The sequence below is a fragment of the Bradyrhizobium sp. CCBAU 25338 genome (assembly GCF_028128965.1).
Lineage (GTDB): Bacteria > Pseudomonadota > Alphaproteobacteria > Rhizobiales > Xanthobacteraceae > Bradyrhizobium > Bradyrhizobium liaoningense.
Window position 1 is genome coordinate 37,309 of record NZ_LFKY01000030.1, and the last position, 17,741, is coordinate 55,049.

The window sequence follows — 17,741 nt, forward strand, 5'->3', positions numbered from 1 at the left end:
TAGGCGGGCTGATTTGGCCTTTCAAGCGGCCTTGGGGCTGCGGGCATCAGCCATGCTTTTGCTTGGCTTCCAGGATCGGACCGGGACTTCGATGGCACTCAGAAAAGAGCTGTTCGACCACATCAGGTCGCGGCGGACGCAATTGGGGCTGGCGATCCGGGTCACGGTGGCCGCGGCTGCGGCCTATGCGATCGCGACCGCGCTACATCTGTTGCTGCCGCTTTGGGCGGTGCTGACCTCCTTGATCGTGACCCAGATGAGTGTCGGCCGCTCGCTCAAGGCGACGCGCGACTACCTGCTCGGCACCATCGGCGGCGCCGTCTATGGCGGCGCCATCGCGATCCTGATCCCTTATTCCAGCGAAGCCGGTCTGCTGGGGCTTCTGGTCCTCTCCGTCGCCCCGCTCGCCTTCATCGCCGCGATCAATCCGAGCCTCAGCGCGGCCACGGTCACCGCGGTGATCGTGCTCCTGGTGCCGACCATGCACCACTCCGATCCCATGGCTTCGGCGATCGACCGGGTCAGCGAGGTCGCGGTCGGCGCCGTCACGGGGTTGCTGGTCTCGTTCCTGGTGCTGCCCTCGCGCGCGGTGCGGCAGATCCGCGCCAGCGCCGCGACGCTGCTCGAATTGATCGCCGATGCCTTCACCGAGCTGCTCGCCGGCCTCACGCGCGGCCGCGACAACGACGCGCTGCACCGGATCCAGGACGGCATCGGCACCGCCATGGTCAGCCTCAACGCGATTGGCGCCGAGGCCGAGCGCGAGCGCGCCGCGCGGCTGTCGAGCGGCCCGGACACGGGTCCCTTGCTGCGAACCATCCTGCGGCTGCGCCACGACGTCGTGATGATCGGCCGGGCCACCGTGGTGCCGCTGCCGGCTGACGTGCAGACGCGGCTCGCAGGCCCGCTGGCGGAAGTCTCGACCGTGATCGCGCGTTTCCTGCGTTCGGCCGCTAGCGCCTTGCGCGAAGGCGCCGGCGCGCCGCCGATCCATCCCGTCCACGTCGCGCTCCAGCACTATGCCGAGGCGGTCGCGTCCGTCCGTCACGACGGCCTGATTCGCGGCCAGCCCGGCGACACCGCCGAGCGCTTCTTCGCGCTCGGTTTCTCGCTGGAGCAGATGCACCAGAATCTGTGCGACCTCGACCGCGTCGTCGGCGAATGGTCGGAGGTGGCGGCCGGCAAGTCCGCGCGAGTGGCGGAGTAAGCCAGACCAAAGCGGAATGGCTTTAGGTTGAATCGATTGCCGCGGCTCCTTCACCTCTCCCGCTTGCGGGAGAGGTCGGCGCGAAGCGCCGGGTGAGGGCTTTCTCCTCTTGGGGATTGTCCCATTGCGGAAATACCCTCTCCCCGACCCTCTCCCGCGAGCGGGAGAGGGAGTGCACCTCCGTCGTGCAGCGATCAAGCCTCATCACGCTCTATCTAGCGCTTCGTCAGACCCTTGCCCTGCATGCGCCAGATGAGGAGATCGATGCGGTCCTGGCCGAAGAACGGCTCGTTCTCGAACACGAAGGTTGGCACGCCCCAATGGCCTGATGCCGCGTGGTCCTTCTCGTTCTCCGCGATCACCTGCTCGTAACGGTCCGGATCTGCTGTGATGGCCGTATCCATGGCGGCAAGATCGAAGCCGGCTTTCTCGGCCGCGCGTGCGAGGTGGTCGCCTTCGTTCCATCCCGCCACCGAGCCGTCCCACAGCACGCGCGCGATCGCGGAGGTGAATGCGAGCGAGCGGCCTTCGAGCTGAGCCATGGCGCCCAAACGGGTCAGGCGGTGGATGTAGGGCTGCTCGGCCGCGACATCGAACGTCGTCTTGTCCTGCACGATCGGATCCGGCCTCGGAAAGCGGAATGGAATGCCCTCGTGCTGCGCAACGCGCGTGCTGTCGAGCACCACATAGCGAATGAAGTTCGGGCTGGCTTTCTTGAAAAATCCGGGCACGCGGACCGCGAGCGGATAGACCGGGCGCAAATTCACCGCGAGGTCGTACTCCGCGACGAGCTTCAGCGTCTTCGGCAGCGCCAGATAGCTGAACGGGCTGCGGAAGGAATAGAAGAGATCGACGGAGAGAGTCATCGCATCGGCTCCACGATGCGGCCCATCATGCTGCGGACCACGAGCTTGTGGAAAGGCATGATGAGGGTGAGGTAGGTGCGGCCGAGTAGATTGTTCGTCCGCACCAGCGTGGTCGACGTGACCTGCCGGCTTCCCGCATCGCCGCCCACGTCGACCACGATGCGGAAATCGAGGTGGGAATCGTCAAAACCCGCGATCAGCCGCTCCGACGTTTCGCTCAGCACAGGAAACAGGCCGATCAGGCCACCCGGCGCGTACGCGCCTTCGCCTGATGTTTTCAGCCCGAACGGCTTCACCAGGGTGTTGCGCAGGCGCAGCAGCACGTCGATCCAGCGCGGCCCATGCAGCACCATCCTCGTGCAGGCCTCGCGGGCGTTGACGCCGGCCGCGCCGACCTCCACGCGAAACGCGTCGATGAACTGCGCGCCTGTCAGCACCGTGCCGGCGTCGACATTGGGGGTGACTTCGCGGACTGTCCCGATCATCCCGCCAGTTTGCGCGCGAGCATCCGGAAGCGCAAGATCAGAAGGCCGGCATAGACGAACGTGCCGATCGAGAATCCGATCCAGACTCCGACCGCGCCGAGCCCGGCATTGAACGCCAGCACCCAGGCGATGGGAAAGGCGACGCCCCAATAGCCGATCGCCGCGAACAGCAGCGTCATTCTGGTGTCGTTGATGCCGCGCAGCGCGCCGCCCATGATGGTCTGGAGGCCGTCGGCGATGAAGAAGGTGGCGCCGACCACCAGGAGTGTCGCGGTCAGTTCGACGGTGGCGGAGCTTTCGCTGCCGCCGCCGAAGAACAGCCGGCCGAGCTGGTAGCGCCCGATGATGATGGCGATCGTCAGCGCGGACACCAGCGCGACGCCGAGCACGGCTGCGGCGAGCCCTGCGCGCTTCACCGCCGCGGCATCACCGCGGCCGAAGGCGTGGCCGACCCGCACCGTCGCCGCCATACCGATGCCGAGCGGCACCATGAACAGCACGGCCGTCACCTGCAGCGCGATCTGGTGCGCGGCAAGCGCGGCGGTCGAGATCAGTCCCATCAGCAGTGCCGCCGAGGAGAACAGGCCATATTCCAGCAGCAGCGAAAACGAGATCGGCGCGCCGATCGCAATCAGCTGGCGCATCAAGGGCCAGTCGATCCGCCACAGACGGGCGAGCGGACGATGGTCCGCAAACGGCTTGCGCAGCCCTGCGATGGCGAGTGCCGCGACGAAGGTGCCGAGATTGACCAGCGAGGTCGCGAGCCCCGCGCCGAACAGGCCGAGCTCCGGCAGGCCGAACAGGCCGTGGATCAGGGCATAGACCAGCGCGGCATTGACGGGGATCGCCGCGACCGTGATCCACAATGGCGCCTGCGGCCGGTTCACAGCGCTCATCATGCCACGCAGGGCGATGAAGCCGAGCGCCGGTGCAATGCCCCAGGCAAGCCCATTCAGGTAGTGCTGGGCGAGGCTGGCCGAATGCGGCGCCTGTCCGAGCGCGAGCAGGATCTGCTCGCCATAGAGCGGCGAGGCCATCATCGGCAGCGAGATCAGCAGCGCGACCCAAAGCCCGACGCGCAGGGAGCGGCGGATCAGCCTGACATCGCCGGCGCCGAACGCCTGCGCCACCAGCGGCGACACGGCGGACGTCAACCCGAGCCCGAAGGTGAAGCTGACGAAATAGACCGTATGGGCCAGCGCCGCCGCGGCCACCGCATCCTCGCCGAGCCGCCCGATCATCGCGAGATCGGTGGTGATCATCGCGATCTGCCCGAGCTGCGTCAGCATCAACGGCACGGCGAGGCGCAGCGTCTCGACGAATTCTTGCGCGAGATGGTTTGGCGGCGCATCCGAGCGTGCTCGGTACGGCTGTTTGGTATCCACAAGATCGGTCATGGCAGGGGCATAGCAGCCCCGATTGGCGAAGTAACGGCAAAGAAACGAGGTGGGTGGGTCCCGCCGGAAAAAAGCGCGCGCTGAGCGAAGGAAAGTGTGGCTTGCGCCGTATTCGTCATGTGCGGCGAACTTCCGCCGGTCTCAGATTGGGAATTTGAGCATGATAGCGCGATTTGGACTGATGCTCGCCGCGGTGGTCATCGGTTCTGCCATGGGGGCTGGCCACGTCGCGGCGGCCGATCTGAGGCTGCCTGTCTCACCCCCGCCGCAAGCCCAGGCCGCGTCAGCGGCTCTCTTGAGCTGGGCCGGGCCCTATTTCGGCGTCCAGGCCGGCTATCTGTCGGGCCGCTCCGAGGTCTCGTTTCCCACCACCGGTGAATTTCACTTCGTCGATCCCAAGGGAGCCACGGTAGGCGCCACGGCCGGCTTCGCGGCGCAATGGGGCCGGATCGTCGCCGGCATCGAGGGCGATGTGAACTTCGTCGATGCGCGCGCGACGATCGATACCGGCTTTGCGCCGACCCCCGCCGTCACGCAACTTCAATCCGCCGTCAATTGGAATAGCCATCTGCGTGGGCGCATCGGCTACGCTTTCGACCGGACGCTGCTGTTCGCCAGCGGCGGCCTTGCGATCGCAGGCGTGGAGAGCAAGGCGTTCGACAATGCGAGCGGCACTGTTGCGAACTGGAGCGACACCCGGATCGGCTGGTCGATCGGAGCGGGCGCGGAATTCCGCTTCGCCCGGCCGGCGTCGCTCCGGCTCGAATATCTCTATGACAATTACGGATCAAAGACGCTCGGAGCGCAGACGGTCGGGGCGACCGCTTTCGGTGAGCGCGAATCCAGGCTCGATACGCATACCGTTCGAGCCGGCGTGTATTGGCGCTTTTGACCGGGACGGTCGCGGCTTGTTGCCGCAGGTGCCTCAATTGAAGCGGCGGTGCGTTCCGGCAATGCGGCATATCTCTCCTGGTCGGGACCGGCTCGCACTCCGCAGCAACGATGGCCGCAGGCCAGGGCAACAGATCGAGATGATGGAAGAGCCATCGGACGAGGCCTTGATGGTGGAGGTTTCGGCGCGGCGGCAGCAGGCGTTTCGTATCCTCATGCGGCGTCACATGCCGCGGGCGCTGCGGGTCGCGGAGCGGATCGTCCGCGATCCGGTCGAGGCCGACGACATCGGTCAGGAGGCGTTCATGCGCGTCTGGACTCACGCGGCATCGTTCGATCCGCAGGTTGCGAAGTTCACGACCTGGCTCTATCGCATCGTCCTTAATCTGACGTTCGACCGCACGAGGCGCCGGACGTTCCAGCCGCTCGATGCGGCAGGTGATGTGCCCGATACGGGGCCGCACGCGGTCGAGCGGCTGATCGCCGATGAGGAATTCCGCCTTCTCAACCGCGCAATGCTCGCACTGTCGGACCGCCAACGCGGCGCGATCGCGCTCTTCCACATGGAGGGATTGAGCGGCGAGGAGGCAGCGAAGGCGATGAACCTCAGCGCCAAGGCGTTCGAATCGCTGCTGGGCCGCGCCCGCACGGCGCTCAAGGCAAATGTTCAGAAAATACAAGACACGGGGAGCTACGCATGACGCCCGATCAGTTCAGACGATTGGCCGAGACGTGGGGAGGCGATGTCGAGCGCTGGCCCGCGGCGACGCGTGAGGCCGCGCGGCGATTTGCGGCGAGTGCGGAAGGGGCTGCCGTCCTGGATCAGCAGGCGCGCCTCGACCGCCTCCTTGCGGTCGCCCCGGAGATCGAGACGGAAAGGGCGGATCGTTCAAGCTTGCTTGTCCTGCAAAGACTGGCCGCGATGCCGCAGCAGCATCGGCCGCCGTGGCATCGCCGCCTGCTGCGTTGGCCGGCTCTCGTTCCCGCCGCAAGCCTCGCCTGCTCCGTGATGGTAGGCGTGTGGCTGGCGGGGGCGATTCCCTATGTTCATCCGCCGTCGGACCCCTTGTCCGTCATGAGCGGCGTCTTCGACGTCTACGCAATCGGTTTTGGATCGGTGCAATGAAGTTCTGGCGAGAATCGTCCACTCCTTTGCGAGCGCTCGTGCTGCTGTCGCTCTGCCTCAACGTCATCCTGTTCACCTATGTCTCGGTGCAATGGCTGCAGCCCGGCGGCTTCCTGCCGGGCGCCGGAGCGCCGCTCCGGATGATCGAGCGTGTGGCGGAGAGATTGCCGAAGGAAGACGCAGAGATCCTGTGGAGCATCTATCAGGGCAAGGAGGCCGAGCTGCTGCCTCTCCAGACCGAGTACCGGCATGCGCTGATGAAGGCCATGAAGACCGCGGCACAGACGAATCTGGACAGGGCCGAGCTGGAAGCGGCCGTGAAGGATGCCCGCGACAAGCGGCTGAAGATAGGTGACCTCGTCGTCGCAACCTTCGTCGAGATGCTGGAGCGAATTTCACCGAAAGGACGCCGCCAACTCGTCGGCGGCTATTTTCGCTGAATCTGGCAGGGTGAACGAGGGATTCGGTCCGTCCAGACGTATCACCTACATCGATGTCTGCGAATTGGTGGAGATGATATGGTGCAACGATTTGGCAGGGCGGCAAGCGGACCGGCGGTGAGTTTCTCGCGCCGGGCTCCCGTCTATGTGCGTGCGGCTCTTGCGGCCGCGAGCTTGATCGCACTGCTGGTGCTGTTTCTTTCGCAAGCTTCCGCGCAGAACGCGCGGAACGAGGCAAAGCAGGCCTGCAAGGCGGACTATTCGCGCCTCTGCGCGGGAACGATGCCAGGCGGCGGCCGCATTCGCAAATGCCTCGGGGACAATTACGCGAGCTTGTCCGCGGCCTGCAAACAGGCGTTCGACGCGAACCCGCCAAAATAGGATGGTGGGCCGAGCATGATCCGGAAGAGTGCGCAGCGGTCGTCCGAAAGGATCATGCTCGAACGACCACCCAAGGCTGCTCGAACGACCACCCAAGGCGCGATGACGGTCCGTCCCAGTCGCATCGCGCTTCAGGTACGCGCCGGCACGCGCTTGATCTTCGCCCCAAGCGCATTCAGCCGTTCCTCGATGCGCTCATAGCCGCGCTCGATCTGGTCGGCGTTGTTGATGGTCGATGTGCCCTCGGCGCACACCGCGGCGAGCAGCATCGCCATGCCGGCGCGAATGTCCGGCGATGTCATCGTCGCGCCGTGCAGGCGGCTGGGGCCGGCGATGATGGCGCGGTGCGGGTCGCACAATACGATGCGGGCGCCCATCGCGATCAGCTTGTCGACGAAGAACATCCGCGATTCGAACATCTTCTCGAACATCAGGATCACGCCCTCGCATTGCGTGGCGGTGACGATCGCGATCGACATCAGGTCGGCCGGGAACGCCGGCCAGGGCTGGTCCTCCAGCTTGGGCACATGGCCGCCGAAATCGTCCTGGATCTTCAGCGTCTGGTTCGAGGGCACGATGAGATCGTCGCCCTCGACGCGGCAGACGATGCCGAGCCGCTCGAAACCCATGCGGATCGAGCGCAGATGCTCGATGCCGGCGCGCGTGATGCGTAGCGGCGAGCGCGTCACCGCGGCAAGGCCGATCAGCGAGCCGACCTCGATGTGGTCGGGCTGGATCCGGTAAGTCGTTTCCCCCAGCGTTGCCGGCCCGTGCACGATCATGGTGTTGGTGCCGATGCCTTCGATCCTGGCGCCGAGCGCGACGAGGAAATTGGCGAGGTCCTGCACATGCGGCTCGGAGGCCGCGTTGCGCAAATGGGTGACGCCGTCGGCGGCGACCGCCGCGACCAGCGCATTCTCGGTCGCGGTGACGCTGGGCTCGTCAAGGAACACGTCCGCGCCGGCGAGCCTGGGCCCGCGGAATTCGAGCCGGTCGGTCGCGGTGACTTTTGCCCCCAGCTGCTCCAGCGCCAGCACATGGGTGTCGAGCCGGCGCCGGCCGATGACGTCGCCGCCGGGCGGCGGCAGCATCACTTCGCCGCAGCGGGCGAGCAGGGGCCCCGCGAGCAGGATCGAGGCGCGAATGCGCACGCAGAGCTCGGGGTCGAGATCGGCGGCGCGGATGCTCTTGGCGTGAATCACCAGCGTGTTGCGGTCGGTCCATTCCGCCGATGCGCCGACCGAGCGGATCAGCTCGACCAGCGTCTCGGTGTCGCGAATCCGTGGCACGTTGTGAAGCGTCACCGGATGCTCGGTGAGCAGCGCGGCGGCGATGATGGGCAGCGCCGAGTTCTTGTTGCCGGACGGCTCGATCGAGCCCGAGAGCCGGTGACCGCCCTCGACGATGTATTGGATGGGCGCCACTTGGTCTCTCGCTGTCCTGTTGTGGTGGGTGGGCTGCTTCGGAGGCGGAAACTACCGAGAATTGAGCAGGGTAGCAATTCTGCACTTGTCGTGGCCGTGGGCCGCTGCCGGCCCCGAAGAGGCCCGCTGCACCGGCGTTTAGAACAAGCCGATGATATTCGCCACCACATAAAGGATCACGATCAGCATCAAGACGCCCATCGCCAGGAAGGAGATCTCGACGGCGATGGCGCCGGCCCCCAGTGCGGCTGCCACGCCGGCCAGCAGCCTCTCTTCGCGAAACACCAGGGCGAGAACCGATAACAGGATGGCGAGCAGGCCGAGCGAGATCGCGCCGATGGAGGATGCCTCCCTCAACTGGCTTCCCGTCGATTTCTCGCGCGGCGGCGCTTGATATTCGACGCCTTTGACACGCGCGATCAGACGGTCCTTCAGGCGGTGACCGGTATCGACAATCACCTTGTCAGCCGGCGGCGGCGGATAGAGCACCGGCACGACCCAGTGCGGCAGCACGGCGGCGATCAGTGCCAGCACCCCGACGATGCTGCCGACGATGCCGAGACGGCGGGAGGGCACGGTGGAAATGGTCGTTGCAGAGGCGGACATGGCGCGACACTTCCCGGCCCGCAACGGGCCCGCGGGTTCATGCCACTTCGTCGCGACAGCGGGTGGTGAGGTTCAGGAGACGGCTGCGCTGTACGTTCGGTGTTGCCACGAAGGTGGTGCGCCCCCTCTCCCGCTTGCGGGGGAGGGTTGGGGTGGGGGTGTCTCCGCGATCGAGATAGTCCCTGGGTGGATAGAGCCCCCACCCGGCGCTTCGCGCCGACCTCCCCCGCAAGCGGGAGAGGTTGCAGCGAGCCTGTGGCAGGCAGTTCGAAACCCAAAGCCACCGGCCTCAGATATCGATCGTCGCGCTGAGCGAATGTTCCTGGATGAAGTCGCGGCGCGGCTCGACCACGTCGCCCATCAGCTTGGTGAAGATGTCGTCGGCCTCGTCGACCTCCTTGACCTTCACCTGGAGCAGCGAACGCGCGTCGGTGTCGAGCGTGGTCTCCCAGAGCTGCTCCGGGTTCATCTCGCCGAGACCTTTGTAGCGCTGCAGCGTGACGCCCTTGCGGCCGGCGTCGGTGACGGCCTCGAACAGGTCGACCGGGCCGTAGACCATGTGCTCGACGTCCTTCCGCCGCAGCTTGCCAGGGCGGGCATAGACGTCCTGAAGCTTCACTGTGTACTCGTCGAGCTTGCGCGCCTCCGCGGACCCCAGGAAGGCGGCGTCGATGACAGCGGCTTCCTTGACGCCGCGCACGGTGCGCTCGAACTGGAAGCCCTGGCCTTCCACATATTGCCCGATCCAGCCGCGCTCGACCTCCTCCGCCTGGTTGTCCAGCCGGCCCGCGATATATTGCGCGGCCGCCGCAGCCTTCTCTGGATCGCCGTAGATCGCCTTGTTCAGCACGCCGGTGATCGCGGCCTGCTCGATCACCTTGCGATTGTAGCGGCTGTGCAAGTTGCGCAGGATGCTGCGGACGACGCGGGCGTCGTCGACCAGCGAACGCAGGTCGCGCCCAGTGCGGTCGCCGCCGGCGCCGGAAATGAAGACGCAGTCGTCGAGGCCGGTGTCGATCAGATAGTCTTCCAGTGCCCGCTCGTCCTTCAGGTACTGCTCGGACTTGCCTCTGCTGACCTTATAGAGCGGCGGCTGGGCGATATAGAGATAGCCGCCGTCGATGATTTCGCGCATCTGGCGATAGAAGAATGTGAGCAGCAGCGTGCGGATGTGGGCGCCGTCGACGTCGGCGTCCGTCATCACGATGATCTTGTGATAGCGCAGCTTCTCGATCGAGAATTCGTCGCTGATGCCGGTGCCGAGCGCGGTGATCAACGTGCCGATCTGCTCCGACGAGAGCATCTTGTCGGGACGCACGCGTTCGACGTTGAGGATCTTGCCGCGCAGCGGCAGCACCGCCTGGAATTCGCGGTTGCGGCCCTGCTTGGCGCTGCCGCCTGCCGAGTCGCCCTCGACGATGAAGAGTTCGGACTTGGCCGGATCCTTTTCCTGGCAGTCGGCGAGCTTGCCGGGCAGCGAGGAGACGGAAAGCGGGCTCTTGCGGGTCAGCTCGCGCGCTTTTCGCGCGGCTTCGCGCGCCGCCGCGGCCTGGATCACCTTGCCGACGATCATCTTGGCTTCGCTCGGGTGCTCCTCGAACCAGGCCTGGAGCGCCTCGTTGAGGACGTTCTCGACCACGGGGCGCACTTCCGAGGACACCAGCTTGTCCTTGGTCTGCGACGAGAATTTCGGATCGGGCACCTTCACCGACAGCACGGCGGTGAGACCTTCGCGGCAGTCATCGCCGGTCAGCGCGATCTTTTCCTTCTTGGCGTTGGCCTCGGCATAGCCGTTGACCTGGCGCGTCAGCGCGCCGCGGAAACCGGCGAGATGGGTGCCGCCGTCCCGCTGCGGGATGTTGTTGGTGAAGCACAGCACGTTCTCGTGGTAGCTGTCGTTCCACCACAACGCGGCCTCGACGCCGATGCCGTTGGCTTCCGAGCGCACCATGATCGGCGCCGGCACGATCGCCTTCTTGTTGCGGTCGAGATATTTGACGAATTCCTCGACGCCGCCGGAATAGTGCATCTCCTCGCGCTTCTCGACCGCATGACGCATGTCGGAGAGGACGATATTGACGCCGGAATTGAGGAAAGCAAGCTCGCGCAGGCGGTGCTCGAGCGTGGCAAAATCGTATTCGATATTCTTGAACGTCTCGGTCGAGGCCAGGAACGTCACCTCGGTGCCCCGCCTGCCCGGCGCGTCGCCGACCACCTTCAGCGGTGCGACGGCATCGCCATGGGCGAACTCGATATAGTGCTCCTTGTTGTCGCGCCAGATGCGCAGGCCGAGCTTGCTCGACAGCGCGTTGACGACGGAGACGCCGACGCCGTGCAGACCGCCGGAGACCTTGTAGGAGTTCTGGTCGAACTTACCGCCGGCGTGCAGCTGGGTCATGATGACCTCGGCCGCCGAGATGCCTTCGCCCTTGTGGATGTCGACGGGTATGCCGCGGCCGTCATCGCGCACGGTGACGGAATTGTCGGAATTGAGGATCACTTCGACTCGCGTGGCGTGGCCCGCGAGCGCTTCGTCGATCGCGTTGTCGACGACCTCGTAGACCATGTGGTGCAGGCCCGAGCCGTCGTCGGTGTCGCCGATATACATGCCCGGGCGCTTGCGGACGGCGTCCAGACCCTTGAGCACGCGGATCGATTCCGCGCCGTATTCGCTCGCGGTGGAGGGCTCGTTTTCGGCAGCAGGCTGCCGAGCAGGTTCTGTCATGAGAGGCCTTCGAGATGTCGCCCGAATCAGCGGCGCAAAAGGCGCTGATTTGCGGGGCTATTTGTGCCATGAAAGACCGCTTGCGCCTAGCGCAAAGTCTCTCCCGGCAACCCTTTGAACAGATAGGGTTTTTAGGCCGGTTTTCAAGGCTTTTGGAGGGCGATTTCCGGCACTGCAAAAAGCGCGATTCGGAGGCTCGTTCTGCGTCTTGCAAGACGTGGATTTTGCGGGCCGGGAACGGTGGTTCCGGGCTCTTGGTGACTTGGTCGGGCCACTGGCTCGGTGCAACCTCTCCCGCCTGCAAGCGGGAGAGGGAGCGCACCGGCTTGGTGTAGCCTCAGTACATCTGAAGCGGCAGCAGGTCTCCGCTCGGGCCCACCAAAAGGCCCCAGGTCTCGCCGGCGGCAACGGTCAGCGCTTCGGTGCGGGCCGGGCGTCCGGACAGGCGCAGCGCGTACTGGTGCTTGCCGGGCGGCAGGTCGAGCATCGGGCCTTTCGGCGATTGCGGGCCGCCTGCGCCGGCCGCGATCTTCACCGTCTGCTTGTTGATCGTCAGCGAGGCTTCGCTGGATCCCATATTTCCGAGCACGAGCCTTGCCTGTCCCGCCTTCGGCATGATGTCGGCCTTGGCCGCGGCATCCGAATTCTTCTGCGCCAGATTGACCGTGGTCTCGCCCTTGGCACGGCCGAGCCTGAGCACGGCCGGGCCTTGTGGCGAGGTGAAGTCGATCTGCGCGCGTTCTGCGGACACAGCCGCGCCGTCGCTCTTCTCCTGCCAGCCGAGCCTGGACAGCTCCGCACGGTAGAAGGCGAGGACGTCGCCGAGCGGTGCCGGGATGCTGGCCGCCAGCTCGCGGCGGAACGGCGCCTCGTTGCCCGGCATCTTTGTGGTGGCGAACGATTTTAGCGAACGCTGTGTCGGCACGGGCAGTTGGGAGTCGGGATCGGGTTTGAGCGGCTCGGACGATTTGGCCTGCACCTCCACCTCCGCGCCGGGCGCAGCCTTGGCCGCTTCCGTCACCAGGCCCGTTCCATTGGCGCGGACATTCACCTTCGGACCCATCTGCATCACGGTCATCGAGATCGACTTGCCGCCCCTGGAGAACGTCATCACCGCCATGTTGGGCTGGTTGATGACGGAGGGCTGCTCCTTCCAGCCCGCAGCCTTCAGCGTCGTGCGGTAGAACGTGCTGAGCGCCTTCACGGTCGACGTGGACGAGAATTCGAGCCGGCCGTCGCTACCCTCGAACGTCACGCCCTCGGCGGTCTCGGGCAGCGGCACCGGCGTCTTGCTGTCGGCGAGCGCATTGAGCGGCGCATCGGACAGGGAAGCCGCCTGCGCCTTGCGCCTCGCCTCGTCAGCGGCAATGAGCTGCTGGGCCGCGCCCAACGCATCGCCAAGGAACTTCTCGTCGGCCTCCCTCTTCGTCTTGGCGCGGGCGGCAAGCGCTGATTCCTTCACCTGCGCGGCCAGGCTGATCATGGTGAAATCGTATTTGCGGCCGAGTCGCAGCACGCCGGTTTCTTCTGCCGAGGAAATCCTGATCGCGACTTCGTCGCCGGGTGCGAGGGGCGCGTTGCCATCCTCCTGCCAGCCACGCGCGGCGAGCTCGCGACGATAGAAGGCGAGCACGGCAGGCAGCTCGGCCATCGCGGCGGCCGAGATCTCGCGCTTGTTGGAGCTTGCGCCGCCAAGGCTCCGCGCAGATTTGGTCGGCTTGGGGCGCGGCAGGCCGGCCATGTCGTCGTCGGCCTGAAGCGCCTCCGGCAGCGCGAACGGCGCCACCCGGATCTCGACATTGGTCCTTCCGTCGTCGCGGCGCGTCAGGGTCAGCATGACCGGCTTCTGCTTGTAGAACTGCGTCGTGTCGCCGTCGGGATGGTCGTAGAAGACGCGCATGCCGTTCGGCACCGTCTCGGCGAGATCGGCGTTCGGCCAGCGCGCCGCGGTCTCGGGCGTGAGCTTGCGCCAGCCCATCGCCGCCATCTCCTTGGCGAAGAAGGCCGAGGTCGCATCGAGCGCGCCGGGCGCGATGCAGCCGAGATAGGGCCGGGTCTCGTCGAACACGAGTTCGGTCGCGCCGTCCGGAAACGGCACATTGGAATAGATCCGGTTCGGCGTGTAGGACACGGCGGACTGGCCGCGCGACTGCGTGAAGGAGGCACGGAGCCCCTGCCGTCCCTTCTTGAAGGTCAGCGTGGAGCTCTTCTCGTCCAGCGGATACACATAGGGCACCCAGCCGTCCGCGCTCAGCAGCTTCTTCGCCGCTTCCGCCGCGGCGGCAACCCCGGTCGGCACAGTGTACGTCACACGATAGGTGTCCTGGCGCGAGCTATCCTCCACCGCGCCGTCCAGCCGCGGCAAGGTATGGACGTCGACGATGCCTTCGTCGGCCGCGCTCGCGGGATGTGGGGCGCTCGCCATCGCGAGAATGCCGCAGGCAAGCAGCAGCCATCTTGCCGGGACTTGCGCCCCGCGCCGGATCATCGGCATCGTCAAAGCTCCGGATTTGGGCGCGGCTTAAAGTCCGCGCAATTGCAGGCTGCGGCACCATCGGCGCGGCCTCAGACGAGAAGTCGCTGCAGGAACCGGCCAGGTTCAACAGGCGGCGCAGGAGCTGCGCGGTGCGCGCAGGCAGGGCTCAATACAGCTGGAGCGGCGGCCACGCCGCTCCGTCGCGTCCGACTGTGAGCTCCCAGGTATCGCCGGCCGTAACTGTGAGCACGTTCGTGGTGGCCGGGCGGCCCGGCACGCTCAGTGCGTAGGGGTATTTGCCGGGCACGAGGTCCAGCGCGACGGCGTTGGCGCCGGCGGGGCGCGGGATGGTCCGCTCGCTGATCTCGAGCACGGCTTCGTTCTCGCCGATATTGCTGAACACCAGCTTGGCCTGGCCGGGTTCGGGCAGGACGTTTGCACGGGTCGCGACATCCGAATTCTTCTGCACGAGATGCACCGCGGTGCTGCCGCCGTTGCGATCGAGCTCCAGCGTTGCTGGCCCCATCGGGGAGACGAAGGCGAGGCGCGCGTGATCGGCGGTGACCACCGCGCCATCCTGCCGTTCCTGCCAACCGAGCTTTCGAAGCTCGGTTCGATAGAAGGCGAGGACGTCGCCGAGCGCTGCGGGCACGCGGGCTTCGAGCCGGGTCCGGAGCGGCTCTTCGAGGCCGGGCATCACGGTGGTGTGGATCCCACGATAGCTGTAGCGGGTCGGCGCAGGCAGCCTGGCAGCGGGATCGAGCGTGAGCGCGGCCGAGAACAGCGCCGGCAGATTCGACACGAAGGCGCCGGCGCTGGCCGCGAGCAGGCAGCTCGCGAAGAGAGCGAGACCGCACGCAACAAGCTGCCATCGTGCCGGAGCTTGCGCCCCACGCCCCACCGTCACCATGCTCGTGCTCCAAGGATATCGCGCGCGTCTGAAATCCTGCGCGATGGCCGCCTCTGGCAGCCACAAGCAGCTAGTCGCTGATGGAAACGGGCGGGTTCAATGTGGCGGCCTACCTTCGCGCCGAGACTCGTCCGCTCTCGACGTCAAAGACTTCGCCGCCCGCGCCGATCTCGGCGAACGCCGCAGGATCCGCACCGGTCAGCCACACCTGCGCGCCGAGCTTCTTCAGCTCCTCGAACAGCGCCGTACGGCGGTTCGGATCGAGATGAGCGACCACCTCGTCGAGCAGCAGCAGCGGCACGATGCCGGTCATCTCGGCGACCAGCGTCGCATGCGCCAGCACGAGGCCGATCAGAAGCGCCTTCTGCTCGCCGGTGGAGGCATCGCGCGCCGGCATGCTCTTGGGCGCATAGACGACCTGCAGATCGGTGAGGTGCGGGCCGTCGGTGGTGCGGCCGGCAATCGCATCGCGCGGGCGGTTGTCGCGCAGGATCTGGCGGTAGCGGTCCTCGACCGACGTCGCGGTCTCAGTCAGCAGCGCGTTCTCCATCCAGCCGTCGAGCGCGATTTGCGCAGACGGGAACGCGGAAGCCTGCGCGCGCGCATTCAGCATGCCGGTGAGCCTTGCCGCGGTCTGGCCGCGCGTTGCCGCGACCGCGACCGCGAGCTCCGCAGTCTCGCGCTCGATCGCGCCACACCAATGGTCGTCGTAATTGCGCGTCTCCAGCAGGCGGTTGCGCGAGCGCAGCGAGCGCTCGAGTGCGTTGATGCGGCTGGAATGCTCGCTGTCGATCGCGAGCACCAGGCGATCGAAGAAGCGCCGCCGTTCGGAGGCTGCGCCCATGAACAGCCCGTCCATCGCCGGCGTCAGCCACACCATGCGGATGTGGTCGCCGAAGGCGCTGGCAGAACCCACCGGCTCGCGGTCGATGCGGCAGCGCCGGCTGACGGAGCTGTCGGGCCGCGGCGCGTCGATGCCGGTGCCGAGCGTCGCGAGTCCCAGCGCGCCCTCGACCTGCGCCGACACCGCCCAGGAGCCGTCGCCCTGGTTGTCGGCAACGTCTTCCAGCGTCGCGCGCCTTAGACCCCGCCCCGGCGACAGGAACGAGATCGCCTCGATGCAATTGGTCTTGCCTGCCCCGTTCGGCCCGACCAGCGCCACCATGTCAGCCGCCGTCTCGAGCCCCGCCGCCCGATAATTGCGAAAATGCGTCAGCGTCAGGCGATGAATGCGGGAGGGGGTCATGGGATCCGCTTTTCGTCATGCCCGGCCTCATGCCGGGCATCCACGTTCTTGGACTCCGAAGACGTGGATGGCCGGGACAAGCCCGGCCATGACGGATGTAGTTGATAGGTCGGGATGTTGGTAGGTCTCACACCCGCATCGGCATCAGCACATACAGCGCGCTCTTGTCGTCGCGGTCCTGCACCAGGGTGGGCGAGCCGGGGTCGGCGAGCCTCAAGGTTGCGACGTCGCCTTCGATCTGGGCGGCGATGTCGAGGAGGTAACGGGAGTTGAAGCCGATATCGAGGGCGTCGGAGGCGTATTCGACCTCGAGCTCCTCGGTCGCGCTGCCGGAATCCGGGTTGGTCACCGACAGCACCAGCTTGCCCGGCGAGAGCGACAGCTTCACGGCCCGCCCGCGCTCGCTGGAGATCGTGGAGACGCGGTCGACCGCATTCTCGAAATCCTTCTTGTCGACGACGAGCTCCTTGTCGTTGTTCTGCGGGATGACGCGGCCGTAATCGGGAAAGGTGCCGTCGATCAGCTTCGAGGTCAGCACGACGTTACCGATGGTGAAGCGGATCTTGGCCTGAGACAGCTCGATCGTCATCTCGGCGTCGGTGTCCTCGATCAGGCGCTGCACCTCGCCGACGGTCTTGCGCGGCACGATGACCCCGGGCATGCCCTCGGCGCCCTTGGGCTGCACCAGATCGAGCTGGGCGAGGCGGTGGCCGTCCGTGGCGACGCCGCGCAGGGTGGCGGCCTTCGGCGTGCCGGCGGCGTGCAGGTAGATACCGTTGAGGTAGTAGCGCGTCTCCTCGGTGGAGATCGCGAACTGGGTGCGGTCGATCAGCCGCTTGACGTCCTTGGCGGCGAGCGAGAAGGAATGCGACATGTCGCCTGCGGCCAGATCCGGGAAATCGTTCTCCGGCAGCGTCTGCAGCGTGAAGCGCGAGCGGCCGGCGCGGATCGCCAGCACGGCGCGGTCGCCGTCGGCTTCCAGCACGATCTGCGAGCCATCGGGCAGCTTGCGCACGATGTCGTAGAACATGTGCGCCGGCACGGTGGTGGAACCGGCGGTCGCGGTTTCCGCCGGCAGCGTCTCCGTCACCTCGAGGTCGAGGTCGGTCGCCTTCAGCGACAATTTCGCGTTCTCGGCGCGAACCAGCACGTTGCCGAGGATGGGAATGGTGTTGCGGCGCTCGACCACGCGGTGGACATGGCCCAGCGACTTCAGGAGTTGCGCGCGTTCGACCGTAACCTTCATTGCACTACTCGCCCGATCCCCAAGGAAAACACAGCGTTGAGAAGGCCGGGCGGCGGGACGCGCGCCACGGCACCGAAGACCCCGAGAAGCCGGATCCAGCCGATATGACCAAAGCCTTCAGGGTCGCGCAAGGTGGCTCGGATGGCCCCCGGATTCAAGGGATCGGAGGCAGTTCCCCACGATTTACAGGCAGTTTCGGCCGTCTCGAGCCGTCATGCCCGGGCTTGTCCCGGGCATCCACGTTCTTGGTGCCGCAGGGAAAGGCGTGGATGGCCGGGACGAGCCCGGCCATGACACTGTGGGGCCGCCGGTGTG

Annotated in this window: 16 protein-coding genes; 6 read left to right on the forward strand and 10 right to left on the reverse strand. The window is 66.3% G+C overall.

What is annotated here, in order from left to right; translation table 11 throughout:
- Positions 1–91 precede the first annotated feature (91 nt).
- A complete protein-coding gene (locus ACM42_RS10965; RefSeq protein WP_271527936.1) occupies positions 92–1,207 on the forward strand; it encodes an FUSC family protein in 1,116 nt (371 codons plus the stop codon).
- Positions 1,208–1,422: 215 nt separating this feature from the next.
- Here the strand turns inward: ACM42_RS10965 and ACM42_RS10970 are convergent, their stop codons facing one another.
- Genes ACM42_RS10970 through ACM42_RS10980 form a run of 3 tightly spaced genes read right to left on the reverse strand, consistent with a single transcriptional unit; the run spans position 1,423 to position 3,955 of the window.
- Positions 1,423–2,073: a 2-hydroxychromene-2-carboxylate isomerase gene (locus tag ACM42_RS10970; RefSeq protein WP_271527937.1), complete on the reverse strand. Its 651-nt coding sequence runs from the start codon at positions 2,071–2,073 to the stop codon at positions 1,423–1,425.
- Positions 2,070–2,558: a DUF2867 domain-containing protein gene (locus ACM42_RS10975; RefSeq protein ID WP_271527938.1), complete on the reverse strand. Its 489-nt coding sequence runs from the start codon at positions 2,556–2,558 to the stop codon at positions 2,070–2,072. Before ACM42_RS10975 ends, ACM42_RS10970 begins: the two co-directional genes overlap by 4 nt.
- Entirely contained in the window at positions 2,555–3,955 is a 1,401-nt protein-coding gene (locus ACM42_RS10980; protein ID WP_271527939.1) for an MATE family efflux transporter, read from the reverse strand. Before ACM42_RS10980 ends, ACM42_RS10975 begins: the two co-directional genes overlap by 4 nt.
- Before the next feature lie 160 nt (positions 3,956–4,115).
- Here ACM42_RS10980 and ACM42_RS10985 point away from each other — a divergent pair, with 160 nt between their 5' ends.
- From ACM42_RS10985 to ACM42_RS11005, 5 genes are all read left to right on the forward strand, one after another.
- Positions 4,116–4,847: an outer membrane protein gene (locus ACM42_RS10985; RefSeq protein WP_271527940.1), complete on the forward strand. Its 732-nt coding sequence runs from the start codon at positions 4,116–4,118 to the stop codon at positions 4,845–4,847.
- Entirely contained in the window at positions 4,729–5,547 is an 819-nt protein-coding gene (locus ACM42_RS10990) for an RNA polymerase sigma factor (protein WP_271527942.1), read from the forward strand. The genes ACM42_RS10985 and ACM42_RS10990 overlap by 119 nt, the downstream gene beginning before the upstream one ends.
- A complete protein-coding gene (locus ACM42_RS10995) occupies positions 5,544–5,972 on the forward strand; it encodes a hypothetical protein (RefSeq protein ID WP_271527943.1) in 429 nt (142 codons plus the stop codon). Before ACM42_RS10990 ends, ACM42_RS10995 begins: the two co-directional genes overlap by 4 nt.
- A complete protein-coding gene (locus ACM42_RS11000) occupies positions 5,969–6,412 on the forward strand; it encodes a periplasmic heavy metal sensor (RefSeq protein WP_271527944.1) in 444 nt (147 codons plus the stop codon). The genes ACM42_RS10995 and ACM42_RS11000 overlap by 4 nt, the downstream gene beginning before the upstream one ends.
- A gap of 78 nt (positions 6,413–6,490) precedes the next feature.
- Positions 6,491–6,793 (forward strand): hypothetical protein, encoded by a 303-nt coding sequence (locus tag ACM42_RS11005; protein ID WP_271527945.1) that lies wholly within the window; start codon positions 6,491–6,493, stop codon positions 6,791–6,793.
- A gap of 131 nt (positions 6,794–6,924) precedes the next feature.
- Here the strand turns inward: ACM42_RS11005 and murA are convergent, their stop codons facing one another.
- From murA to dnaN, 7 genes are all read right to left on the reverse strand, one after another.
- Positions 6,925–8,217, reverse strand: coding sequence for a UDP-N-acetylglucosamine 1-carboxyvinyltransferase (gene murA / locus ACM42_RS11010; RefSeq protein WP_271527946.1), 1,293 nt, complete (start codon positions 8,215–8,217; stop codon positions 6,925–6,927).
- 138 nt (positions 8,218–8,355) lie between these two features.
- Positions 8,356–8,823, reverse strand: a complete 468-nt coding sequence (locus ACM42_RS11015; RefSeq protein ID WP_271527948.1) for a hypothetical protein — start codon at positions 8,821–8,823, stop codon at positions 8,356–8,358.
- Between the two features lie 289 nt (positions 8,824–9,112).
- Complete coding sequence (gene gyrB, locus ACM42_RS11020; RefSeq protein ID WP_271527949.1) at positions 9,113–11,548, reverse strand: DNA topoisomerase (ATP-hydrolyzing) subunit B; 2,436 nt, start codon at positions 11,546–11,548, stop codon at positions 9,113–9,115.
- Between the two features lie 337 nt (positions 11,549–11,885).
- Positions 11,886–14,042 (reverse strand): hypothetical protein, encoded by a 2,157-nt coding sequence (locus ACM42_RS11025; RefSeq protein WP_271527950.1) that lies wholly within the window; start codon positions 14,040–14,042, stop codon positions 11,886–11,888.
- Positions 14,043–14,190: 148 nt separating this feature from the next.
- On the reverse strand, positions 14,191–14,934 hold the full coding sequence (locus ACM42_RS11030; RefSeq protein ID WP_271527951.1) for a hypothetical protein: 744 nt from the start codon (positions 14,932–14,934) through the stop codon (positions 14,191–14,193).
- A gap of 109 nt (positions 14,935–15,043) precedes the next feature.
- Positions 15,044–16,180 (reverse strand): DNA replication/repair protein RecF, encoded by a 1,137-nt coding sequence (recF, locus tag ACM42_RS11035; protein ID WP_271527952.1) that lies wholly within the window; start codon positions 16,178–16,180, stop codon positions 15,044–15,046.
- Positions 16,181–16,307: 127 nt separating this feature from the next.
- Complete coding sequence (dnaN, locus tag ACM42_RS11040) at positions 16,308–17,426, reverse strand: DNA polymerase III subunit beta (protein ID WP_028178123.1); 1,119 nt, start codon at positions 17,424–17,426, stop codon at positions 16,308–16,310.
- Positions 17,427–17,741: the final 315 nt, after the last annotated feature.